This is a genomic window from Lacibacter sp. MH-610, assembly GCF_045780045.1.
Lineage (GTDB): Bacteria > Bacteroidota > Bacteroidia > Chitinophagales > Chitinophagaceae > Lacibacter.
In genome coordinates this window covers 2,126,384-2,145,915 of the sequence record NZ_CP116002.1, presented here as the reverse complement: position 1 = coordinate 2,145,915, position 19,532 = coordinate 2,126,384, and the positions used below count along the sequence as shown (strand labels likewise).

General features: G+C 41.0%; 15 protein-coding genes. 8 read left to right on the top strand and 7 right to left on the bottom strand.

Annotated elements, in window-relative coordinates; genetic code table 11:
• Nucleotide 1: 1 nt before the first annotated feature.
• Entirely contained in the window at nucleotides 2–1,120 is a 1,119-nt protein-coding gene (locus PDL71_RS09825; protein WP_407520460.1) for an arabinogalactan endo-beta-1,4-galactanase, read from the bottom strand.
• 104 nt (nucleotides 1,121–1,224) lie between these two features.
• Between PDL71_RS09825 and PDL71_RS09820 the strand changes: the two genes are divergently transcribed.
• Nucleotides 1,225–1,983, top strand: coding sequence for a class I SAM-dependent DNA methyltransferase (locus tag PDL71_RS09820; RefSeq protein ID WP_407520458.1), 759 nt, complete (start codon nucleotides 1,225–1,227; stop codon nucleotides 1,981–1,983).
• Between the two features lie 42 nt (nucleotides 1,984–2,025).
• On the opposite strand, the gene PDL71_RS09815 is transcribed toward PDL71_RS09820, so the two are convergent.
• A complete protein-coding gene (locus PDL71_RS09815) occupies nucleotides 2,026–3,204 on the bottom strand; it encodes an acetyl-CoA C-acyltransferase (RefSeq protein ID WP_407520456.1) in 1,179 nt (392 codons plus the stop codon).
• A gap of 277 nt (nucleotides 3,205–3,481) precedes the next feature.
• Here PDL71_RS09815 and PDL71_RS09810 point away from each other — a divergent pair, with 277 nt between their 5' ends.
• From PDL71_RS09810 to PDL71_RS09795, 4 genes are all read left to right on the top strand, one after another.
• Nucleotides 3,482–6,913 (top strand): T9SS type A sorting domain-containing protein, encoded by a 3,432-nt coding sequence (locus PDL71_RS09810; protein WP_407520454.1) that lies wholly within the window; start codon nucleotides 3,482–3,484, stop codon nucleotides 6,911–6,913.
• Nucleotides 6,914–6,968: 55 nt separating this feature from the next.
• Nucleotides 6,969–8,294: a DEAD/DEAH box helicase gene (locus tag PDL71_RS09805; protein ID WP_407520452.1), complete on the top strand. Its 1,326-nt coding sequence runs from the start codon at nucleotides 6,969–6,971 to the stop codon at nucleotides 8,292–8,294.
• 7 nt (nucleotides 8,295–8,301) lie between these two features.
• On the top strand, nucleotides 8,302–8,637 hold the full coding sequence (locus PDL71_RS09800; RefSeq protein ID WP_407520450.1) for a CHY zinc finger protein: 336 nt from the start codon (nucleotides 8,302–8,304) through the stop codon (nucleotides 8,635–8,637).
• A gap of 113 nt (nucleotides 8,638–8,750) precedes the next feature.
• Complete coding sequence (locus PDL71_RS09795; protein ID WP_407520448.1) at nucleotides 8,751–9,932, top strand: class I SAM-dependent RNA methyltransferase; 1,182 nt, start codon at nucleotides 8,751–8,753, stop codon at nucleotides 9,930–9,932.
• Nucleotides 9,933–9,986: 54 nt separating this feature from the next.
• Here PDL71_RS09795 and PDL71_RS09790 read toward each other — a convergent pair whose 3' ends face one another.
• Complete coding sequence (locus PDL71_RS09790) at nucleotides 9,987–10,787, bottom strand: sulfite exporter TauE/SafE family protein (RefSeq protein WP_407520446.1); 801 nt, start codon at nucleotides 10,785–10,787, stop codon at nucleotides 9,987–9,989.
• Between the two features lie 40 nt (nucleotides 10,788–10,827).
• On the opposite strand from PDL71_RS09790, the gene PDL71_RS09785 reads away from it, so the two are divergent.
• The gene (locus PDL71_RS09785; RefSeq protein WP_407520444.1) at nucleotides 10,828–11,832 is read left to right on the top strand and encodes an FKBP-type peptidyl-prolyl cis-trans isomerase; all 1,005 of its coding nucleotides are present in this window, start codon (nucleotides 10,828–10,830) and stop codon (nucleotides 11,830–11,832) included.
• A 46-nt stretch (nucleotides 11,833–11,878) separates the two neighbouring features.
• Here the strand turns inward: PDL71_RS09785 and PDL71_RS09780 are convergent, their stop codons facing one another.
• Both PDL71_RS09780 and PDL71_RS09775 read right to left on the bottom strand, forming a co-directional pair.
• Complete coding sequence (locus PDL71_RS09780) at nucleotides 11,879–12,295, bottom strand: hypothetical protein (protein WP_407520442.1); 417 nt, start codon at nucleotides 12,293–12,295, stop codon at nucleotides 11,879–11,881.
• 181 nt (nucleotides 12,296–12,476) lie between these two features.
• Complete coding sequence (locus PDL71_RS09775) at nucleotides 12,477–13,967, bottom strand: S10 family peptidase (RefSeq protein ID WP_407520440.1); 1,491 nt, start codon at nucleotides 13,965–13,967, stop codon at nucleotides 12,477–12,479.
• Nucleotides 13,968–14,179: 212 nt separating this feature from the next.
• On the opposite strand from PDL71_RS09775, the gene PDL71_RS09770 reads away from it, so the two are divergent.
• Nucleotides 14,180–14,380: a dodecin family protein gene (locus PDL71_RS09770; RefSeq protein ID WP_407520438.1), complete on the top strand. Its 201-nt coding sequence runs from the start codon at nucleotides 14,180–14,182 to the stop codon at nucleotides 14,378–14,380.
• Between the two features lie 104 nt (nucleotides 14,381–14,484).
• Here the strand turns inward: PDL71_RS09770 and PDL71_RS09765 are convergent, their stop codons facing one another.
• Both PDL71_RS09765 and PDL71_RS09760 read right to left on the bottom strand, forming a co-directional pair.
• Nucleotides 14,485–16,623: an elongation factor G gene (locus PDL71_RS09765; protein ID WP_407520436.1), complete on the bottom strand. Its 2,139-nt coding sequence runs from the start codon at nucleotides 16,621–16,623 to the stop codon at nucleotides 14,485–14,487.
• A gap of 115 nt (nucleotides 16,624–16,738) precedes the next feature.
• Nucleotides 16,739–17,116, bottom strand: coding sequence for a hypothetical protein (locus PDL71_RS09760; protein ID WP_407520434.1), 378 nt, complete (start codon nucleotides 17,114–17,116; stop codon nucleotides 16,739–16,741).
• A gap of 204 nt (nucleotides 17,117–17,320) precedes the next feature.
• Here PDL71_RS09760 and PDL71_RS09755 point away from each other — a divergent pair, with 204 nt between their 5' ends.
• On the top strand, nucleotides 17,321–18,709 hold the full coding sequence (locus PDL71_RS09755) for an OmpA family protein (RefSeq protein ID WP_407520432.1): 1,389 nt from the start codon (nucleotides 17,321–17,323) through the stop codon (nucleotides 18,707–18,709).
• The last annotated feature ends 823 nt before the right edge of the window (nucleotides 18,710–19,532 follow it).

The window sequence follows — 19,532 nt, the reverse complement described above, 5'->3', positions numbered from 1 at the left end:
CTTACTTTTTAAAAAAGCGGATTCCTTTCAACAGGTTGCCATTAAAATCAAACCATGCTGCATTTTCCCAGGCAGAACCGGTGCCCCACAAATCTTTCATAGGTGAACTGATCCATGCCGGCTCCCAATACATGACGCCGCTACCTTTATTCTGCTTTACAGTTTTAAATAAATCGGCAATATATGCGGCCTGACCATTTTCAGTTGCTTCATACCTGTTTTCAAGTTGATTATTCAGTGTTAAAATATTGGTATGAGTATCAGCATTTGCATTGGTAAAAGGGAATGCCGTTTCCATAATCATCACTTTTTTATGATAGGCTGTTTGAAGTGAATCAATTTTACTGCCAATACTTTTCATGGTTGTATAATTGCTCCATGGATAATAGTGCGAGAGTCCGATTATATCAAAATCAACAACTCCGTTTTTAATCAAATTCTCCAGCCAAAAATCCACGTGCTGCAATTGTGCCACATGCAAAATGATTTGTGGTTTTATGGTTGTGGTTGCAGAAAAATCCTTCACCGCTTTCATACCACTGTTAACAAGTGCGGCATACCGTTGCCATCCTGCTGCATCCTCTGTTTTTCCGATGGGCCAAAGCATGCCGCTGTTGGTTTCATTTCCGATCTGGATCATCTCGGGCACCAGGTTACGGGCTTTAAAATATTCAAGAACAGAGAAGGTGTACTGATAAACAGAATCTTTTAACGCTTCAAACGAAAGAGAGGCCCATGCAGCCGGTGTCGATTGATGTGCCGGATCGGCCCAGGTATCGCTGTAATGCAAATCAAGATTCACAGCCATGCCAGCCTGTTTTGCACGGCGGATTGTTTTTTCTACATCAAACAAATCACTGTACATTTTTCCGTTACTGTTCAACTGCTTCTTCCATGCCGGCGTATGCCACAAACGAACTCTTACCGTATTTACCCCGATTGATTTTATAATTGTAAACGGATCTTCTTTCCGTCCATTCATCTTATAAACACCACCTGCATCTTCAAGTTCATTTACATAACTCATATCTGCGCCAATAACAAACTCATTCCACTTCCATGGCGTATTTCTTTGCTGGCCCTTTGCAAAAAAGCAGCAACAGAATAAGAGTATGTTCAAGATTCTTTTTACCTGCATTTTATATTTGTGTTGATAACTGAAATATACAACAGTTGCAAAATAAAATATCTTTACCGGGTATCAACTTTACAAATCAACCATCCATGGAAAGAAGTTACTGGGAACGTATTGCCCCAAGCTACAACGAAGAAATTTTTGATGTACTTCAAAATGATAAGAGCGGAAAAATTATCACCGCTATTGAGCAGGTAGCTTCAAAAGAAAAAACAGTAACGGACCTGGGTTGCGCTATCGGCAAATGGATTCCTTTACTGGCCACCGCATTCAAACAGGTGGTAGCCACTGATATTTCTGCCAAAAACTTAGAGATTGCAGCAGAGCGTTGTAAAAATTATACCAATGTGGAATATCACCGGATGGATATGAGTGCCGATAACCTCACTGTTATTCCCTGCGACGTGGCCGTTTGCATCAATGCTATTCTTACAGACAATCTGAAAAAACGCATCAACTTTTTTCAATCCCTCAACATTTGTTTACATGACGGAGGCTATTTGATCCTCGTTGTTCCTTCACTGGAATCAAAACTTTATACTAATATCATTGCCCATCGCTGGAATGTAGATGATGATCATAAAGAAAAAATTAAAAGCGTGGAGAAAGCTTATGCGTTGGCAAAAAACATTAAGCAAGGTGTAACGGATATTGATAATGTTCCTACCAAACATTACCTGGAAGAAGAACTTCAACTGTTGCTTACGCTGGAAGGTTTTGAAGTAGAACGCATAGAAAAAATCAATTACAACTGGAAAACAGAATTCAACAATCCGCCTAAATGGCTGGCAGAACCGTTTCCATGGGATTGGATGGTAGTGGCAAGAAAAGAAAAAAGTCAAAAGTAAAAATTGCTTCTACTTTTGACTTTTAACTTCTTACTTTATTATTTAAGCAATTTCTATTACCATCGCACTTGCTCCTCCACCACCATTACAAATGCCTGCTGCACCATACTTTGCATTGTTTGCTTTTAACACATGAATAAGTGTAACAATGATTCTTGCACCACTGGCACCCAAAGGATGACCTAATGATACAGCTCCCCCATGTGCATTCACTTTTGCAGGATCCAGTTTCATGCGTCTTGTATTTTCAATACCCACCACACTAAAGGCTTCATTCAATTCCCAATAGTGAATATCTTCCATTTTTAAACCGGCTTTGGCAACAGCTTTAGGCACAGCTAAAGACGGAGTAGTTGTAAACCATTCAGGCGCCTGCTCCGCATCAGCATAAGATAAAATTTTGGCAATGGGTTTTAATCCAAGTGCATCTGCTTTTTCTTTACTCATTAAAACCAATGCAGCGGCTCCATCATTCATATTACTGGCATTGGCTGCGGTAACTGTACCCTCTTTTACAAACGCAGGACTGAGTGAAGGAATCTTATCAAACTTTACATTGTAGGGCTCTTCATCTTTGGCAAACACAACAGGATCACCTTTACGTTGAGGTATTTCCACAGGAATCACTTCCTCATTAAACTTACCACTCTCCCATGCAGCCTGTGAACGTTTATAACTTTCAATAGCAAACGCATCCTGTTCTTCCCTGCTCACACCACATTCTTTAGCACACAGTTCCGCCGCATTACCCATGGCCTTTCCATCATATACATCTGTTAAACCATCTTTAGCCAAACCATCAATTAAATTGCTGTTGCCGTACTTATTGCCCCAGCGCATGCTATCCACATAAAAAGGCACATTGCTCATACTTTCCATACCTCCTGCCACAACGATATCGGCATCACCTAATAAAATACTTTGTGCCGCCTGTGCAATGGCTTTCATGCCGCTGGCACATACTTTATTTACGGTAGTACAATTTACTTCGTTGGGTAAGCCTGCAAATTTTGCTGCCTGTCGTGCAGGTGCCTGGCCCAGGTTCGCCTGTATCACACAACCCATCAATACATCATTCACCTGCGAGGGTTGAACACCGGCTTTTTGCAAAGCACCTTTAATAGCTATAGCCCCGAGTTGTGTAGCACTTAAACTTTTTAAACTTCCGCCGAAACTACCGATGGGTGTGCGTACAGCGGAGATTACATAGACTTCTTTCATATTATTTCAATCGTTTAATATTACGGCACTAACAGCCGTTCGGCAAATGTAAGTCATCTCGGCTTTACCTGATGCTGCTGCAAAAGTTCATCTTTCAGAAATTACGATAGAAACCGGATTATCCCTGTAAAAAAAGACATCATAAACCTTTATAGTCATTGCACAAAACCTCAGAGGACTAAGTAGTTCCACTGTTTTTGCTTTGAATGAAATGTCGGACCTTGCAAAAGAATCCAAGTCCGGGAAGCGTAACCCGTTCGTACCAAATCCGATGCTTATGAAACTAAAACTTTACACGCTTCTTTTTTTATTGTTGTATTTATCAGGGGCCGTAACTGCACAGCCTTGTGCTTCACTTACAGCAACTGCGGTAAGTTTTGAATCAAGATGTGCCTCTACAGGTAAAATTATCATTACCGTTTCCAATGGCTCCGGTACTTATAACTATTCAGTAACAGGCCCTGTTTCCACACCTTATACTTCCAGTAACGAAATCAATGGTCTTCCTGCAGGTTCTTACACCATCAGTGTTAAAGATGTAATCAATGATTGTATTTACACCTTACCGCAACCGGTAATTGTAGAAGGTGATTACCGGGATCCCCGTTTCGACCTGGTTAAAACAAATGTTACCTGTATTAATGGTACAGATGGAAGCATAAATGTTGAAAATGTTCTTTATGGAAGAGAACCTTTTGTGTACACTATTGTAGCACCTTCTGCGGCTGCCATTGGTACCACCAGTACAACAGGACAGTTTACAGGATTGGCACCGGGCAATTATTTTATACAGCAAAGAGATTCCTGTGGCGGTATTCAAACAAGAAGTATTACCATTCTCAATTATGATTGGTCCATCACTCCTTACTCTGTTATACGTACCAATTGTGACAGTGCAGATGTATTTATTGGCTTGAGAGATATATTCGGCAATACCAATACAACGGATACAGTCTTTAATGGTTTTACCTATGGCATTGTAACACCCGATGGAGACACCATTCTCTCTTCTGATTATAACTTTCGTATACGGTTAGGCGATTTTAGAAGTTTAAGAATTTTTGTTACAGACCGATGCGGCAATACCAAACGTGTTACCTGGACTGATAACAGAATACCGAGAGTGGCCACCGCAGTAGCGATTACTGACCCCACCTGTTTTGATTTTTCAGCTTTGATCACAGGTCAGCAAAATTTAACCAACCCGGAATATTGTTTGTACGATAGCACGAATAACCTGCTTGCATGTAACACTACAGGCAGTTTCCCCAACCTGAACTGGGGTAGCTATTGCATCAGAATTACTGATGTATGTTTTGACACCGTTATTACCCGCTGTTTTACTGCAATAAAACCTGTGCCTTCTGTTGCAGCCAATGTTACTGTTTCTTATGGTGATGATTGCCGTATTGTAACTGTTTCCGTTTCCGGACAAACGAATTTATTCAATCCCGTTTTCTGTTTATATGACAGCAGCGATGTGTTGATTACCTGTAATAACACAGGAGTTTTCGGCAACATACCTGTTGGCAGGTATTGTATGCGGATAACAGGTTCCATTTGTAATGATACCACACTCATCCGTTGTTTTGAAGTAGTGCCTTTACCGGTAGGACCGGGAACCGGACCCACATTTTCCAATTACAGTTGTTCCACTTTTACCGGAACCATCACTGGCACTGTTGGGTTAGGTAATGCCACTTATTGTTTGTATGACAGCAGCGGTCAATTAATCCGTTGCAATCAAACCGGTGTATTTGATAGTTTAGCTTACGGCAGCTATTGTGTAAATGTTCAGGTTTCAACTGCAGCAGGAGGATGTGCAGACACAAGCTTTAACCGATGCTTTACAGTAACCAAACCTGTTCCTTCATTAGGAACTGTTACTATCAATAAAAACTGTAAAACCTTTTCCTTACAATTAAGTTCTTATCAAAACCTGTTTAGTCCGGAGTTCTGTCTCTATAAAGACAGTAAGCTGATAGACTGCAACACCACCGGCATCTTTACTGATTTACCTTATGGCGCTTATTGCTTAACCGCAAAAGACAGTTGCTCTGATACAACATTGCAACGTTGTTTTGATGTGATACCTGATACTTTGCAGGTGAGGGCATCAGCAGTACCGTCCTGTACTATCGGCCGCACTACAATCCGTGTAACCATTGACCAGGGGCTTGCTCCTTATACAGTCACACTTTTTAAAGACTCCAATACAGTTGTAACAACATTAGTCATTAACAACCGTAACATCAATTTTGACACCCTTCAACAGTTGCCTTTACAACAATCCTACAGAATTGTAATTACTGACAGTTGCGGCAATATTGCTGAACTGATAACCGAACCTGTACTGTCTCAATTAAACAAGAGCAGAAGAATTATTGCCAATTGTCCAGGCGGTACTTATCCAAACGGATCATCTGATATTGAATTAACGGTGCAATCCAATCTTGGAAGATTGCTACCAAGAATCATCCGCAAAAACGGGGTGAGTTTAAACATCAACTATACATTCTCTAACACAGGACAAACCATCTTTACCTTCAAGAATATGGAGCCGGGCACCTATATCATACGCAGCAGGATGACCAGTCCGTGCAGCATTACTGTATTTGATACCATTACTGTAAGTCCTTATCTATATCCTACGCTCCAAAACTCATCACTCTATCGTTGTGATGATAACAGTTTTAATATTGCAGCGGTAACTAACGGTGGCATCAGTCCCTTTGCTTATGAAATTACAGGAAGCATTCCTGCATCGCCTTCCATTGTTTCAGGCACACCGCAATCAAGTCCGAATTTTACTATCAACAATGGAACGGCTTATTCATTGGTGCGGTTGCGTGTACTGGATGCCTGCGGCAATGCTTCTATTAACGATATCAGTACAGTGCCATTAGTGAATCTTGTAGTAAGTTCTGTTGGCGGATGTTACAACAGTGATGTAACTCTTTTAGTTGATTCACTTGCAGGTGCCAGTTATCAATGGTATAAAAGAATACCACCGGGTGATAGCATACTTGTAGGAACCACTCCTTCTTTTTATATACCAACTATTACTCCGGCAGATACGGGTTTATATTTCTGCAAAGTTGTTTTAAACAGCGGATGCATTACACGGATAGCCAAATATTATGTTGATGGCTTATGCGGAGGATTACTGCCTGACAATCCGTTTAAACTCACATCTGTGAGAAAAGACAAACATGTTGAATTAAACTGGACCATTAAAAATGAAGATGGAATTAAATATTACAGTATAGAAGTAAAACGATCCGGAGCTTTACAGTTTGAAAGCATTCATACAAAAAACATACTGCAGCCACAGGGATATTATACTGTGAAAGATGCGAATGCCCGAAACGGAGTCAACACCTATCGTATTAAGGCCACTTATGAAACAGGACAGGTTGTTTACAGTAACCTGAGTTCTGTATCTTACAAGGAAACAGGTTCAACCTATTTTGTATATCCTAATCCTGCAAAAGAAAAAATTACCATTAAGGTTCCAACGCAGGAACAGGTTACTTACCGATTGCGCTTATTTGATGTACATCAAAAGCAGGTATCAGAAATAAAGAAAGAAGCAGCCGGTGAACTGCAATTACAAAGACCGCCTTCATTGCAGCCGGGTGTTTACTTCCTGTACCTGACGGATGAAAAAAATAAAACAACAGAAGTATTGAAAATCATTTTCCAATAAAACACAACTTCATTTCTTATGAGTCTTGAAGCGAAACTTGTTTACCTTCGCTGCTATGCAACAACCGAAATGGATCAAGGATGTTATTGAAAACCTCAATATCAAAGCGCTCAATGAAATGCAGCTTGCTGCATTAAAAGCGCAGGAGGAGCATAAAGATATCATTTTGCTTTCAGCAACAGGCTCAGGTAAAACACTCGGCTTTTTATTGCCGTTAGTGGGGCAGTTGAAAAACAACAGCGACAAAACAACTGCTATCATCATTGTTCCAAGCCGTGAACTTGCCATGCAGATTGAAACTGTTTTCAAAAGCATGCAACTGAATTTAAAAGTTACCTGTTGCTATGGCGGTCATAAAAGGGAGATTGAAGAAAACAATTTAAAACAAGCTCCTGCCCTGCTCATAGGCACACCCGGTCGTCTTGCAGATCATATACGTAGAGAAAATATTAACACCTCAACAATTAAAACACTCGTACTGGATGAATTTGACAAATCATTAGAGCTCGGCTTCCAGGAAGAGATGTCGTTAATCATCGGTTCATTGCCTGCCATCAATAAGCGCATTCTTACTTCCGCCACAAAAATGGAAGACATCCCTGCTTTTGTAAGATTAACGAAACCGGTTACTCTTGATTTTTTAACCGGCAATGAAAACAATGACACAGGGCTTGAGATAAAACTGCTGCAAAGTCCGGAGAAAGATAAACTGGAAACTTTGTTCCGTTTGATTTGCATGCTGGGCAATCGGTCCACCATCGTCTTTTGTAATCATAGAGAAGCGGTAGAACGAACAAGCAATCTTTTAAAAGAAAAAGATATCGTCAATGTATTTTATCATGGTGCTATGGAGCAACGAGACAGAGATGCCGCTCTTTGCAAATTCAGGAACGGAACTTCCAATGTTCTGGTCACAACTGATTTAGCCGCACGTGGTTTGGATATTGCCAATATCCGTTACATTATTCATTATCACCTGCCGCATACGGAAGACAGCTTTACACATCGTAATGGCCGTACAGCCCGTATGGAAGCAAGCGGTACAGCTATTGTACTGTTAGGGCCAGATGAAAAATTACCTTCCTATATTCCTGAAGGTGCAGAACAAATTACATTACCAACTGCAATAGTCATTCCCGAAAAGCCAAAGTGGAGCACGTTGTTTATTGCCGCAGGTAAAAAAGACAAGGTGAACAAAATTGATATTGTAGGCTTCTTATCACAAAAAGGCGAATTGAAGAAAGAAGATATTGGTTTGATTGAGGTAAAAGATTTTTTCAGCTTTGTGGCAGTCAAGAAAATCAAAGCGAGTCATACGTTGTATTTAATTAAAGATGCAAAAATTAAAAATAAAAAAGTGAAGATTGCAGTGGCGAAATGATTACAAAATGAATGATCACACTACATACTATAACTTAAAAGGGAAACTAACCGATAATGAAACCCGATGCATTCATTATCATTCCTCATTAGACATCATTGCTATCAAATTCAAATGCTGTGACGTGTATTATCCCTGCTATGAATGCCATACAGAAGAAGCAGGACATACTGCACAGGTTTGGCCAAAAGACGAATGGACTACCAAAGCTATTTTATGTGGACATTGTAAAGAAGAATTAACCATTCAGCAATACATGGATGCAAATAATCAATGTCCTTTTTGCAAAGCTGCCTTCAACCCAAATTGCAGCAGACATTATCATTTGTATTTTGAAGAATAAGTTCCCACAAAGACACAAAGAGCACAGTTTGTCTTCAGTGTTCCCCGTGCCTTTGTGGGAAACAATCTGTTTTAATTATTTTACAGCCTGTTCTTGTATTACCTTTATCTCTCATGAATCCATTTACTACAGCTTCCACCATCATCATTACCTGCCACAAACGCATTGCTCCTTATTTAGAACAGGAAGTAAAAGAACTCGGATTCACTATTGATGAAGCATTCATTACGGGTGTAAAACTTACCGGCACCATGAATGATTGCATCAAACTCAATTTAAACTTGCGGTGTGCCAGCCAGGTATTGTACAGTCTGCAACAATTCACCGCCAATAATCCTGATGCTATTTACAATCAACTCAAACATATGGCATGGGAAAACATTCTTCCAAACCCCGGCTATTTTTCTGTAACAAGCAATGTCAATAATCCCACCATCAACAACAGCATGTTTGCCAACCTGCGGGTGAAAGATGCTATTGTCGACCGTTTGAGAGACAAAAGAGGCAACCGTCCATCAACCGGAGCTGAACTTACAGGAACAGTCATTCATCTCTTTTGGAAAAATGAAGATGCCGAAATTTTTATTGATACAAGTGGCGATTCTTTAGCACGTCATGGCTATAGAAAAATTCCCGGTCTCGCTCCCATGCTGGAGGGTTTAGCAGCTGCTACCATCCTTGCCACAAAGTGGGACAGACAATCCCCCTTCATCAATCCTATGTGCGGCTCAGGTACCTTGGCTATTGAAGCCGCATTGATTGCAACGAACAGAAGACCCGGCCTCTTTCGTACCAATTATGCATTTATGCATGTGCAGGGTTATGATGAAACGGTATATGCAAAAGAAGATGCGTTGCTGGAAGAACAGATTATGGATGTACCCAATTTAAAAATAATGGCAACAGATTATAATCACAAAGCCATTGATAATGCAAAGAAAAATGCCGTAGCAGCGGGCGTGAGTAAACTGATTGATTTTGCCGTTTGTGATTTTGCTGAAACAAATGTTCCGGTAAATGCAAATGGGATTATGATGATCAATCCGGAATATGGCGAACGTTTAGGTGATATCAAGGAGCTGGAAGCAACCTACAGCAGAATCGGAGATTTTATGAAACAAAAATGCGGCGGTTATTTCGGTTACATCTTCACCGGCAATATGGAACTTGCAAAAAAGATTGGATTGAAAGCCAACCGGAGAATTGAATTTTATAACAGTACAATTGACTGCCGTTTACTGGAATATGAGCTATACAGCGGCAGCAGAAGAGATCCTAAAGAAATGAATCGCTAAGATTCATTTCTCCTACCTCTTACTTCTTACCTCTTACTTCTTACCTCTTACTTCTTACTTCTTTCCCAACACATCCCAACCCAATCTTACAATTAACAACAGCATCACCAGGAGGAAAATATAACGGATGAATGTATTTCCTTTTAGGATGGCTGCTTTACTGCCGATATAACCGCCCAGCATATTACAAACCATCATAGGAATAGCAATTTTAAACACTACTGCTTTACTCATCAAAAAACCGATAAGCGAAGCTGCATCAGCAATAGCATTTACAATTTTAGCAGTAGAAGATGCATGTAAAAAACTCATACCTGCAATACTCACCAGGCTGAACACCAACAGGCTGCCGGTTCCCGGGCCGATGAAACCATTATAAAAACCAAGTGCTGCGCCAATCAATCCACAGGCAACCAAATGTTTGGAACCATCATACTTGGGTGCATGATCAATACCAAAATCTTTTTTAATAAATGTGTACACAGCAAGCAGTATAATCACAAAAAGAAGAATAGGCTTGAACACTTCAGGAGCTATGAGCTTCATCACAAACGTACCGCCAAAGGCAGTAAGAGCTGATGTGAGTCCGGCTGTTACTACTACCGCCGCATCCACCCCCACACTCCTGATGTAATGAAAAGCCGCCACACTGGTACCTGCTAATGAAGCAAAACGGTTCGTGGCAATTACCTGCACATGCGTATACTGCGGAAATAATATCAACAGCAACGGTACCTGTACCAGGCCGCCACCTCCTACTACAGCATCAATAAAACCGGCAAAGAGAGCACCGGCGCAAACCGCAATCATAATCCATGTTTCCGTCATGCCTGCAAAATAAAGGCTTTCAGGCACTCGGCGGATTTCTCTTATCTTTCAGCATTAATTTTTTGATATGAAATACTTCCTTCTTTTAATACCGGTACTTTATTTTAACCTGGGCAGTAATGCACAAAAGAAGTCAACAGAATATCCTGTTGCTGATTCTATGAAAGTGACTGGTTTGCTTACGGAAATCAACATTCAAACCATTCATCCCCGCAAAGAAAACAAAGCAGGCATCCGTGTTGATGATGTAACACTGTTTCTTGAAGCAGATAAGAAAGAACGTGAAATAGGATTTGAATTTCCTGAAACCGCTACCGTATTAGCAGCAGGCATTGATGTGGAAACAGGCAAAGATGAACTGGAATGGCATTACAACTGGCAACTGAACCAGGACTACCGCCTGATGCTGCAAACAGCAACTGACTCAGCAGGAAACTTTAAACTTTACTCAGCTTATGTTTGGTTTACAAAAGAGAACAAATGGAAACTCATCGGCACTGTTAAAGTCAATGGTACATGGGGAACCATTAAATCAGCAGCTGCATATGAAGTAAGCAATGCTGCCTTCAGCTATCAACGTTCACAAGCGTGGATGCAACGTACTAATGGAAGCTGGAAAAATCTTTTAACCAACAGTCTGCCCAATCCTGTACTGGCACCGATGAGTAATATAGACAGTACACAACAGGCAGCAACTGAGGAACAAATCATTCAACAGTTTATCAAAGAGAATAAAACAGATGCCGTGCAAAAACACGAAGATGTTTATTACAAAATCATCACACAGGGCAGCGGCAAAAAAGTGAATGTAACAGATACGGTAACGGTTCATTACAAAGGTTATTTGTTCAGTGATGGTACGGTGTTTGACCAAACAAGAGAGAAGCCTGCCACCTTTCCGCTCAACCGTTTAATAAAAGGATGGCAGATTGTAGTTCCTTTACTGAATGTGGGTGGAAAAATTAAAATTGTTATTCCTTCGGGTCTTGCTTATTCCATCAGGACAAGAAGCCCTAAAATTCCGCCCAACAGCATTTTGGTATTTGAAGTGGAAGTATTGGAAGCGAAATAAAAAAGCGGGCTCTTCATGAGCCCGCTCTGCATTCATACAGCAAACATCATTTACGGCTGTTCCACCAACCGACAACAGCACCCACAATGGCGCCGATAACAGCTGATGTTATGATATCAACAAACACGCTGGTTAAATCAGAAAGATTCATCTGGGCATAGATCATAAAATCAATAGAAAAAGATACCAGGAACATAACAACAGCTCCTGTAACGGCTCCCGCACTTACACCGGCTGCATTTGATTTACTGATTACATAGGACAAGAGAAAACCAAGTCCGATGTTACCGATAATCATTGCCCACCAGGGCCATTCTGCTTCCGGGCGCATAACAGATGCAGCGGCAGAAGACATGTGTTGCGTCATAAAATCCATCAGGAGCATTCCATAGATCAGCCATCCGAGGAGGAAAAAGAGAACTCCACCAATTACACCACTAATAACAAATTTACCTGTGTTCATAATAGTTGGTTTTGGGTTAAAAAATAAATGGCAGGAACAATGTAAAGAGTTTGCCGGCCAAATGCAAGTGTTTGGCCGGAATGTGCAAAAAATACGGGGCGGCAAAGCCGCCCCGTAATAAATACCGGGTTTTTGTAAAATGTAAAAGTGGTAAAATGTCTTTACTCTTTTATTTCATCATTTATTTTAAAGCCCATTCAAAAAAGGCATCCACATCTTTTTTAAACTGAATCATATCCGGCATGTTGATGTAGTACATGTGTCCGCTGTTATAGAAATAGTGCCTTACATTTTTCCTCGCTTCCGGGCGGAGGAACATGTGTTCAATATCATATTTAGCAGTGAAATAAGGCGTTGCAAAATCATAGTAACCACTGCCCACATATACTTTTAAAGCTGGGTTTTTAGCCATAGCATCACGCAGGCTTTCTGCAACATTTAAAAACTGGTTCTGCACATTGTTATAATTCCAGGGAGATACAGGGCCGAAAATATTATATGGCTTCTCTTCTTTAAAATTCAGATCATTCTGGAAATAATCATTGAGCGCACTGGTAAACGGACCATCAATATTGGTAAAGCTGGGATCAAAACTCACATACTCACCGGCATTGTCTAAATCCGTACCCGTAAAACGTGCATCAAGGCGTCCGATACTTAATCCATCTTTGCGGCGCAACTCTTTATAAAAACGATTTTCTTCCACACGTAAGTTGGCATTCAAACAATATTCTTTACTCAAACCGGTGTAATAACTCATTTTAGTGGCGATAAGATCTGTTTCTTCTGCAGTGAGCCAGCCACCTTTTAATAAAGCAGTGGCATATTCACCTAAAGCAAAAGCTTCACTCTCTTTAATAGCCTTAGCAAAATCATTCTGTAATTCCGGCGCTAATTTTTTATGATACCATGCAGCAGCGGTATAAGAAGGAATGTATAATGCCCTTGGCAAATCATTGCCTACGTAGTAATCATTGGTACCGAAATTTAATACGGGTGAAATCAAAAAGATTCCATTGATATAAATGCGGTAGCTATCCGTTAAAAACTTACTCAACCCTGCAGCTCTTGTAGTACCATAGCTCTCACCTGCTAAAAATTTAGCCGAGCCCCAGCGTTCATACTTCGATAAAAAGTAACGGATAAAAGAACCTACGCTTTGTATATCCTCCACATATCCATGAAACTGTTTGGGATTTTCACCGCTGGCTGCACGACTGTAACCGGTGGATACAGGATCAATAAATACCAGGTCTGTTTTGTCGAGCCAACTGTATTCGTTGTTGATGTATTTATAAGGAGGTGCTGTAGCTGTTCCATCATCTTTTAGCAATACACGTTTAGGACCAAGTCCACCCATATGCAGCCACACAGAAGAAGAACCCGGCCCGCCGTTGAATGTAAAAGTGATGGGACGGTTGGCAGCCGCTTCGCCTTTCTTTTTGTAATAGGTAAAGAATACTTTGGCAATAAGTTTTCCGGTATCGTTTTTCAAATCAAGATAACCGGTATGAGCCGTGTATTCCAGTTTTTGAGTTCCGTATTGAACGGTGCCGGAACTTACTGTTACCTGCACACCGGCAGGAATGTATTCTTTTACTTCAGCTGTTTTGGTTTGAGCTGATGTGTTCATGAAAAGATAACAGGCTAAAAAAGTGAGAACATACTTCATATGGCATTAATTTTGACGGTGAAAGATAATTCTTCTGGTCATATAACTGTTAACCTGTCAACATGAAAAATTCAGAAACTGCCGCAAAGGATCCTATTACTACTCTCAATATCATTTGTTATATCCTCCTCCTGCTCATTATCATCTTTTCCTGACGGATTTATTTGCCTAACTTTCAAGTAAATGATTTCTTAACCATAAAACTGAAAGTTATGCCTATCGTAAAAGTAATTGAAGTGATTGCTTCCTCAGAAAAAGGAATTGATGATGCCATCCGCACTGCGGTTGCCGAAGCATCCAAAACTGTACGCAATATTGATTCGGTTTATGTACAGGATATTAAAGCCCATGTAAAAGACGGAAAGATTACCACTTTTGGATGTGTTTGTAAAATTTCGTTCCGTATTGAGTAAAGCCCCGGTAATACATCTGAGCTTAGTGCATGAAAAAGCCGGAATTGAAACCCGTTGATGATTTTTGTCAAAGCTTTCAATTCCGGCTATTGTTTTATCAATACTTACGCCACTAATTCTTCTTTATCATGTTTCGCATATTCATCAATGAGTTTGCGTTGCAATTCAAACGGCATCGGCGCATATTCCAAGAATGAGCTTCTGAACTTTGCCCGGCCCTGTGTTAATGAACGCAGCGAAGAAGAAAAACCATCCATCTCAGCTAATGGTACACGGCTCACCACTTTCTGAAAATGGCCTTCGCTGTCTATTCCTTCTACAATGGCTCTGCGGCTTTGTAAATCGCCCATCACCGCACCGGTTAAATCATCAGGGCATAACACTTCCACATGATAGATCGGTTCCAGTATCTGCGGATCAGCCTGCTGAAATGCCTGGCGGAAGGCCTGCAGTCCGGCAATTTTAAAACTGATATCATTGCTATCCACGGGGTGCATCTTTCCATCATACACACATACACGTACATCACGCACATAAGAACCTGTGAGCGGACCCACCTGCATTTTTTCCATCACACCTTTTAAAATGCTGGGCAAAAAACGGGCATCAATAGCACCACCAACAATACAGTTGTAAAATACCAGTTTACCACCCCAATCCAGTTCATACGTTTCTCTGCCACGCACAGAAATATCCGTAGGCTCCGGCATACCGTCATACCAGGGTTCTATACGCATATATACTTCACCAAACTGTCCACTGCCGCCACTTTGTTTTTTATGACGGTAATTGGCGTCGGCCATTTTACGGATGGTTTCCCGGTAAGGAATGCGGGGCTTAATGAATTTTACTTCCAGTTTGTGATTGTGTTCAATCTTCCATTTAGCTACCGCCAGGTGCATATCACCCTGGCAATGGATCAATGTTTGTTTGAGCTCCTGCGATACTTCTACAATTAAAGTAGGATCTTCTTCCACCAATTGATGCAGCGCATGGGAAAGTTTTTCTTCTTCCCCCTTTTTTGCTGATTCAATTGCTACCGTCATATTGGGTGGCGGATACTGAATGGAAGCCAGTTCATAATTCCTGCCTTTACTGTGCAGGGTGTTATTGGTATGAGTATTTTTTAATTTGAGTGTAGCGCCAATATCACCCGCCACCAGTTCCTGCACGGGTGTGCGTTTATTACCTTCTACCAGGAACAGTTGATTGATTTTTTCTGATACACCTGTGCTTTCATTCTCCAGTTCCATACCGCTCTTGATAGTGCCACTGTACACCTTAAAAAAGGAAAGCTCACCCACATGCGGTTCACTCACCGTTTTGTAAATAAAAATACAGGCAGGGCCATTGGCATCGCAGGTAAGCGTTTCACCTGCTTTTGTTTTTTGCGGCGGCATTTCGTTGGCACTGGCGCAGCAGTTATCAATAAAGCCCATCAATCTTCCGCTGCCCATATCTTTTAATGCACTGAGGCAAAACACAGGGAAGATATCATGATGAATGAGTGATTGCTTCAACCCTTCCCGCATTTCATCTTCATCCAACTCACCTTTATCTAAATAATGTTCCATTAAGGTTTCATCATTCACAGCTACTGCTTCTACGAGAATGCGATGGAGTTCCTCCGCTCTTGCTTTTTCACTTTCAGGAATGGGTAATTTTTCCGGCTTTCCGCCAGAAGCAGGGAACTGGTACATGGTCATCTTCAACACATCAACAATGGCGTTGAAACCTGTACCGGCATTTAACGGGTATTGTACCACTGTTACTTTATTGCCGAAATGCGATTTGGCTTCTGCAACAGTTTTATCAAAATCAGCATTTTCATCGTCCAGTTTATTTACGGCAAGAATCATGGGTGTTTTAAACTGCTCTGTGTATTCCCAGATGATATCTGTGCCCACTTCCACACCCATAGTGGCACTCAGCAGCATTACACCGGTATCTGCAACACGCAGTGCAGAAATCACTTCACCGGTAAAATCATCGTAACCGGGTGTATCAATGATGTTGATTTTGTAACCCTTCCATTTGGTGTGAAGGAGTTTGGAGAAGATAGAGTTGCCACGTTCCTGTTCCAGTTCGTGATAATCGGCAACGGTGTTTTTTTCATTTACGGAACCTCTGCGGTTAATGATGCCTGCTTCAAAGAGCATGCATTCCGCTAAGGATGTCTTGCCGGAGCCGGCGTGGCCCAGCAAGACAATGTTTTTTACATGTGAGGTATCAAACTCTGCCATAACAAAAGTTTTAAGGTATGAGAATAGAAGAACTGTTCCGGCATGCGGAAGGTTCTGTTGATGACTCTTGAGGGAACGGCTTTGTTGGGTTAGTTAGTAAGGCAGAAGCGGGATGTTACGATCGGGCTCTGAAGTGTGAAAAATCCTGTCTTAATTCACTGATGGTGTTTTCGAGGTCGGCGTACTGCTGGTGCAATTGTTCGTGTTCTGAAAAAATTTCGCTGGATAGGTGGTTCTCGCTCAGGCCTGCTTCTAATTGCAGTTTACGGTCGTGCGTTTTAATCGCTTGTTTGAGATCGTGAATGTTGATCTGCTGAATGTAAAACTGGTTGTGGTAATGTTCCACTTCGGTAAGCACTTCTTTATCGCTTTGATTGCGGGCCATTTCAGTAAGCTGATCCCTCAGCTGACCCAGTTCATTACGATAGGAACGCAAATTCTCCCTCCAGGAATTGCATTCCCTGTTGAGCTGTGTTGTGTCTGTAGTAACCATGGGAATAAAATTTAGATGATGAAATATGGTTGACCTCAAAGAACTACTTAAATCTAAGCACAATTTTCCAAAATACCTATTTGATTTTTACACATGAAAATCCTTTAAACGGCTGATGTTGATTGTAGGAAATACGGGCCGGGCACTGTATCTTAGCAGCGGCCAATATCTATGTTCCTAATTTGAAAAACTAATTGCAACAAAATGAAACATTTAGCTTCTGCCCTGTGCCTGCTTCTTTTCTCCTTTGCACAGGTAAACGCCCAGCAACCCAAAACTAAAAAACCTGCGGTACTTTCTTTTACGCTCAGCTTTTCTGATTACAATACACCGGCCTTGATCCGTGATTCCTCCTTTAGCAAAGCATTTAAAGGAACTGACTGGCTCAACCCCGGTAAAAAATCATTTGGCATTGGTGTGGGCTGGTGGAAACAGTTAACACCGCAAATTGATTTCAGTGCCAACTTCAACGGAACCTTTTCCAATTTCCCGGAACTGTTTGTAAAAGATGACAGTATTGGCCAGGCCGGTTTTACACCGCAGCTTGATGCAATGGTTCATTTGTTTGCTTTTAAACAAGGTGTAACATTTAATCCCTTTTTATCTGCCGGAGCCGGTGCCGGTATTTTTGGTGGCAATACGGCGGCCTATGCTCCTCTTGGTGTTGGTTTCAAACTACGTTTTAAAGAAGGCGCTTATCTCATTAACCAGATTCAATACCGCAAAGCTTTGACGGATGGTATTACCAATGATTATCTTTTATACACGGTAGCTTTTGCACAAACACTGGGCAAACCCAAAAAAGCTCCCGAAACGGTGAAAGAAAAAACAAGTCCTGTTCCTGCTGATAAAGACGGTGATTGGTTTGAAGACAATATTGACGAATGTCCGGATGTGGCAGGCAAGGTAAAGGGCTGCCCCGACACTGACGGTGATGGTGTGGCTGATAAAAATGATCCATGCCCTGCAGAAAAAGGAACACTCAATGGCTGCCCCGATACGGATGGCGATGGCATAGCTGATAAGGATGATGCCTGCCCTGATGCGAAAGGCAGTGTTAACGGATGTCCTGATGCAGACGGTGATGGCGTGGCCGATAAAGATGATCTGTGCCCGGATATGAAAGGTAGTTTTAAAGGTTGCCCTGACAGTGATGGCGATGGCATTGGTGATGGAGAAGATAAATGCCCCACCGTTGCCGGCACTACCGCCGACCAGGGATGCCCTGAAATAAAACAGGAAGTAAAAGAGAAAGTAGAGGTAGCCGCAAAAAATATTTTCTTCCGGTTTGGAAGTGATGTATTGCTCAACCGTTCGTTGCCACCGTTGAAAGAAGTGGTTACCTTATTGAAAAAAGATCCGGCCCTGCAACTGGTGATTGAAGCACATGCTGACAGTATCGGCACTGCGGAACGGAACCAGCTGCTGAGCGAACGCCGGGCCAAACGGGTAGCACAGTTCTTTATCAACAGCGGTATTGATGCCCGCCGCATCAGCTACCGTGGTTATGGCGCTACGCAACCGGTGGCTGATAATGCTACTGAAAAAGGCCGTGCCCAAAACCGTAGAGTGGAAATGAAACTGCGTTATTAAAACATTTGTTTGATGCTGTATAAAAGCACTGCCGGTGGCAGTGCTTTTTGTTTATGAAAAACAATTTGAAGGATTTGAGAAACTAAAGGCAGTTGTTGTTGCGATGGCTTTAGAGCTTGGAAACTTTTGTATATTTAACTATTGCATGTAATACTTATTACGCTCTAAAATTGAAACAACCAAACCGATTTGCAATATTTTAATGACAAATTCCTATCGAAAGTTATTGACAACAAAAAACTTGATAATCGTAATATGTACAACTTGCTTGTATGTAATAGTAATACTTTTTCAGGCCGTACCATTAATTACAAAATCCTATCTTTTAAATCAATCTGACTTATATAAAATTGATACAGTTAAAATGTTAAGTCGTGCATTTTACATAAATAGTGCAAAAATGAGCACATCAGGAATTGAATTCAAGGATACAAAGAATAAAACATTTAGGATTAAAGGTTCTGCTTGGAATACACTTAGAGACCAAAAAAACTTTTTGACACACTGCAGTACAACAATTTACTTATAACGATTTTCACCGACAAACAAGGCTTTCAAAATTACTTTAATAAAAATGATAATGTTAATGTTGATGTTTTGGGACTTAATATTGGAAACAAACCCTACATCAAATTAAGTGACCTAAATAAAGACGATAAACAACGGAAATATCAGATGATAATATTTTTTAGTTTTTTCTATGTAATATTTTTATTAATTCATTTTTACAGAGTTTTAAAAATGTAAAACTGCATGCAACATGCAGTTTTACGGCAGAGGGAGCGACAAAGATGTTTTAAGTGTTACCAACAAATAAAGCTGC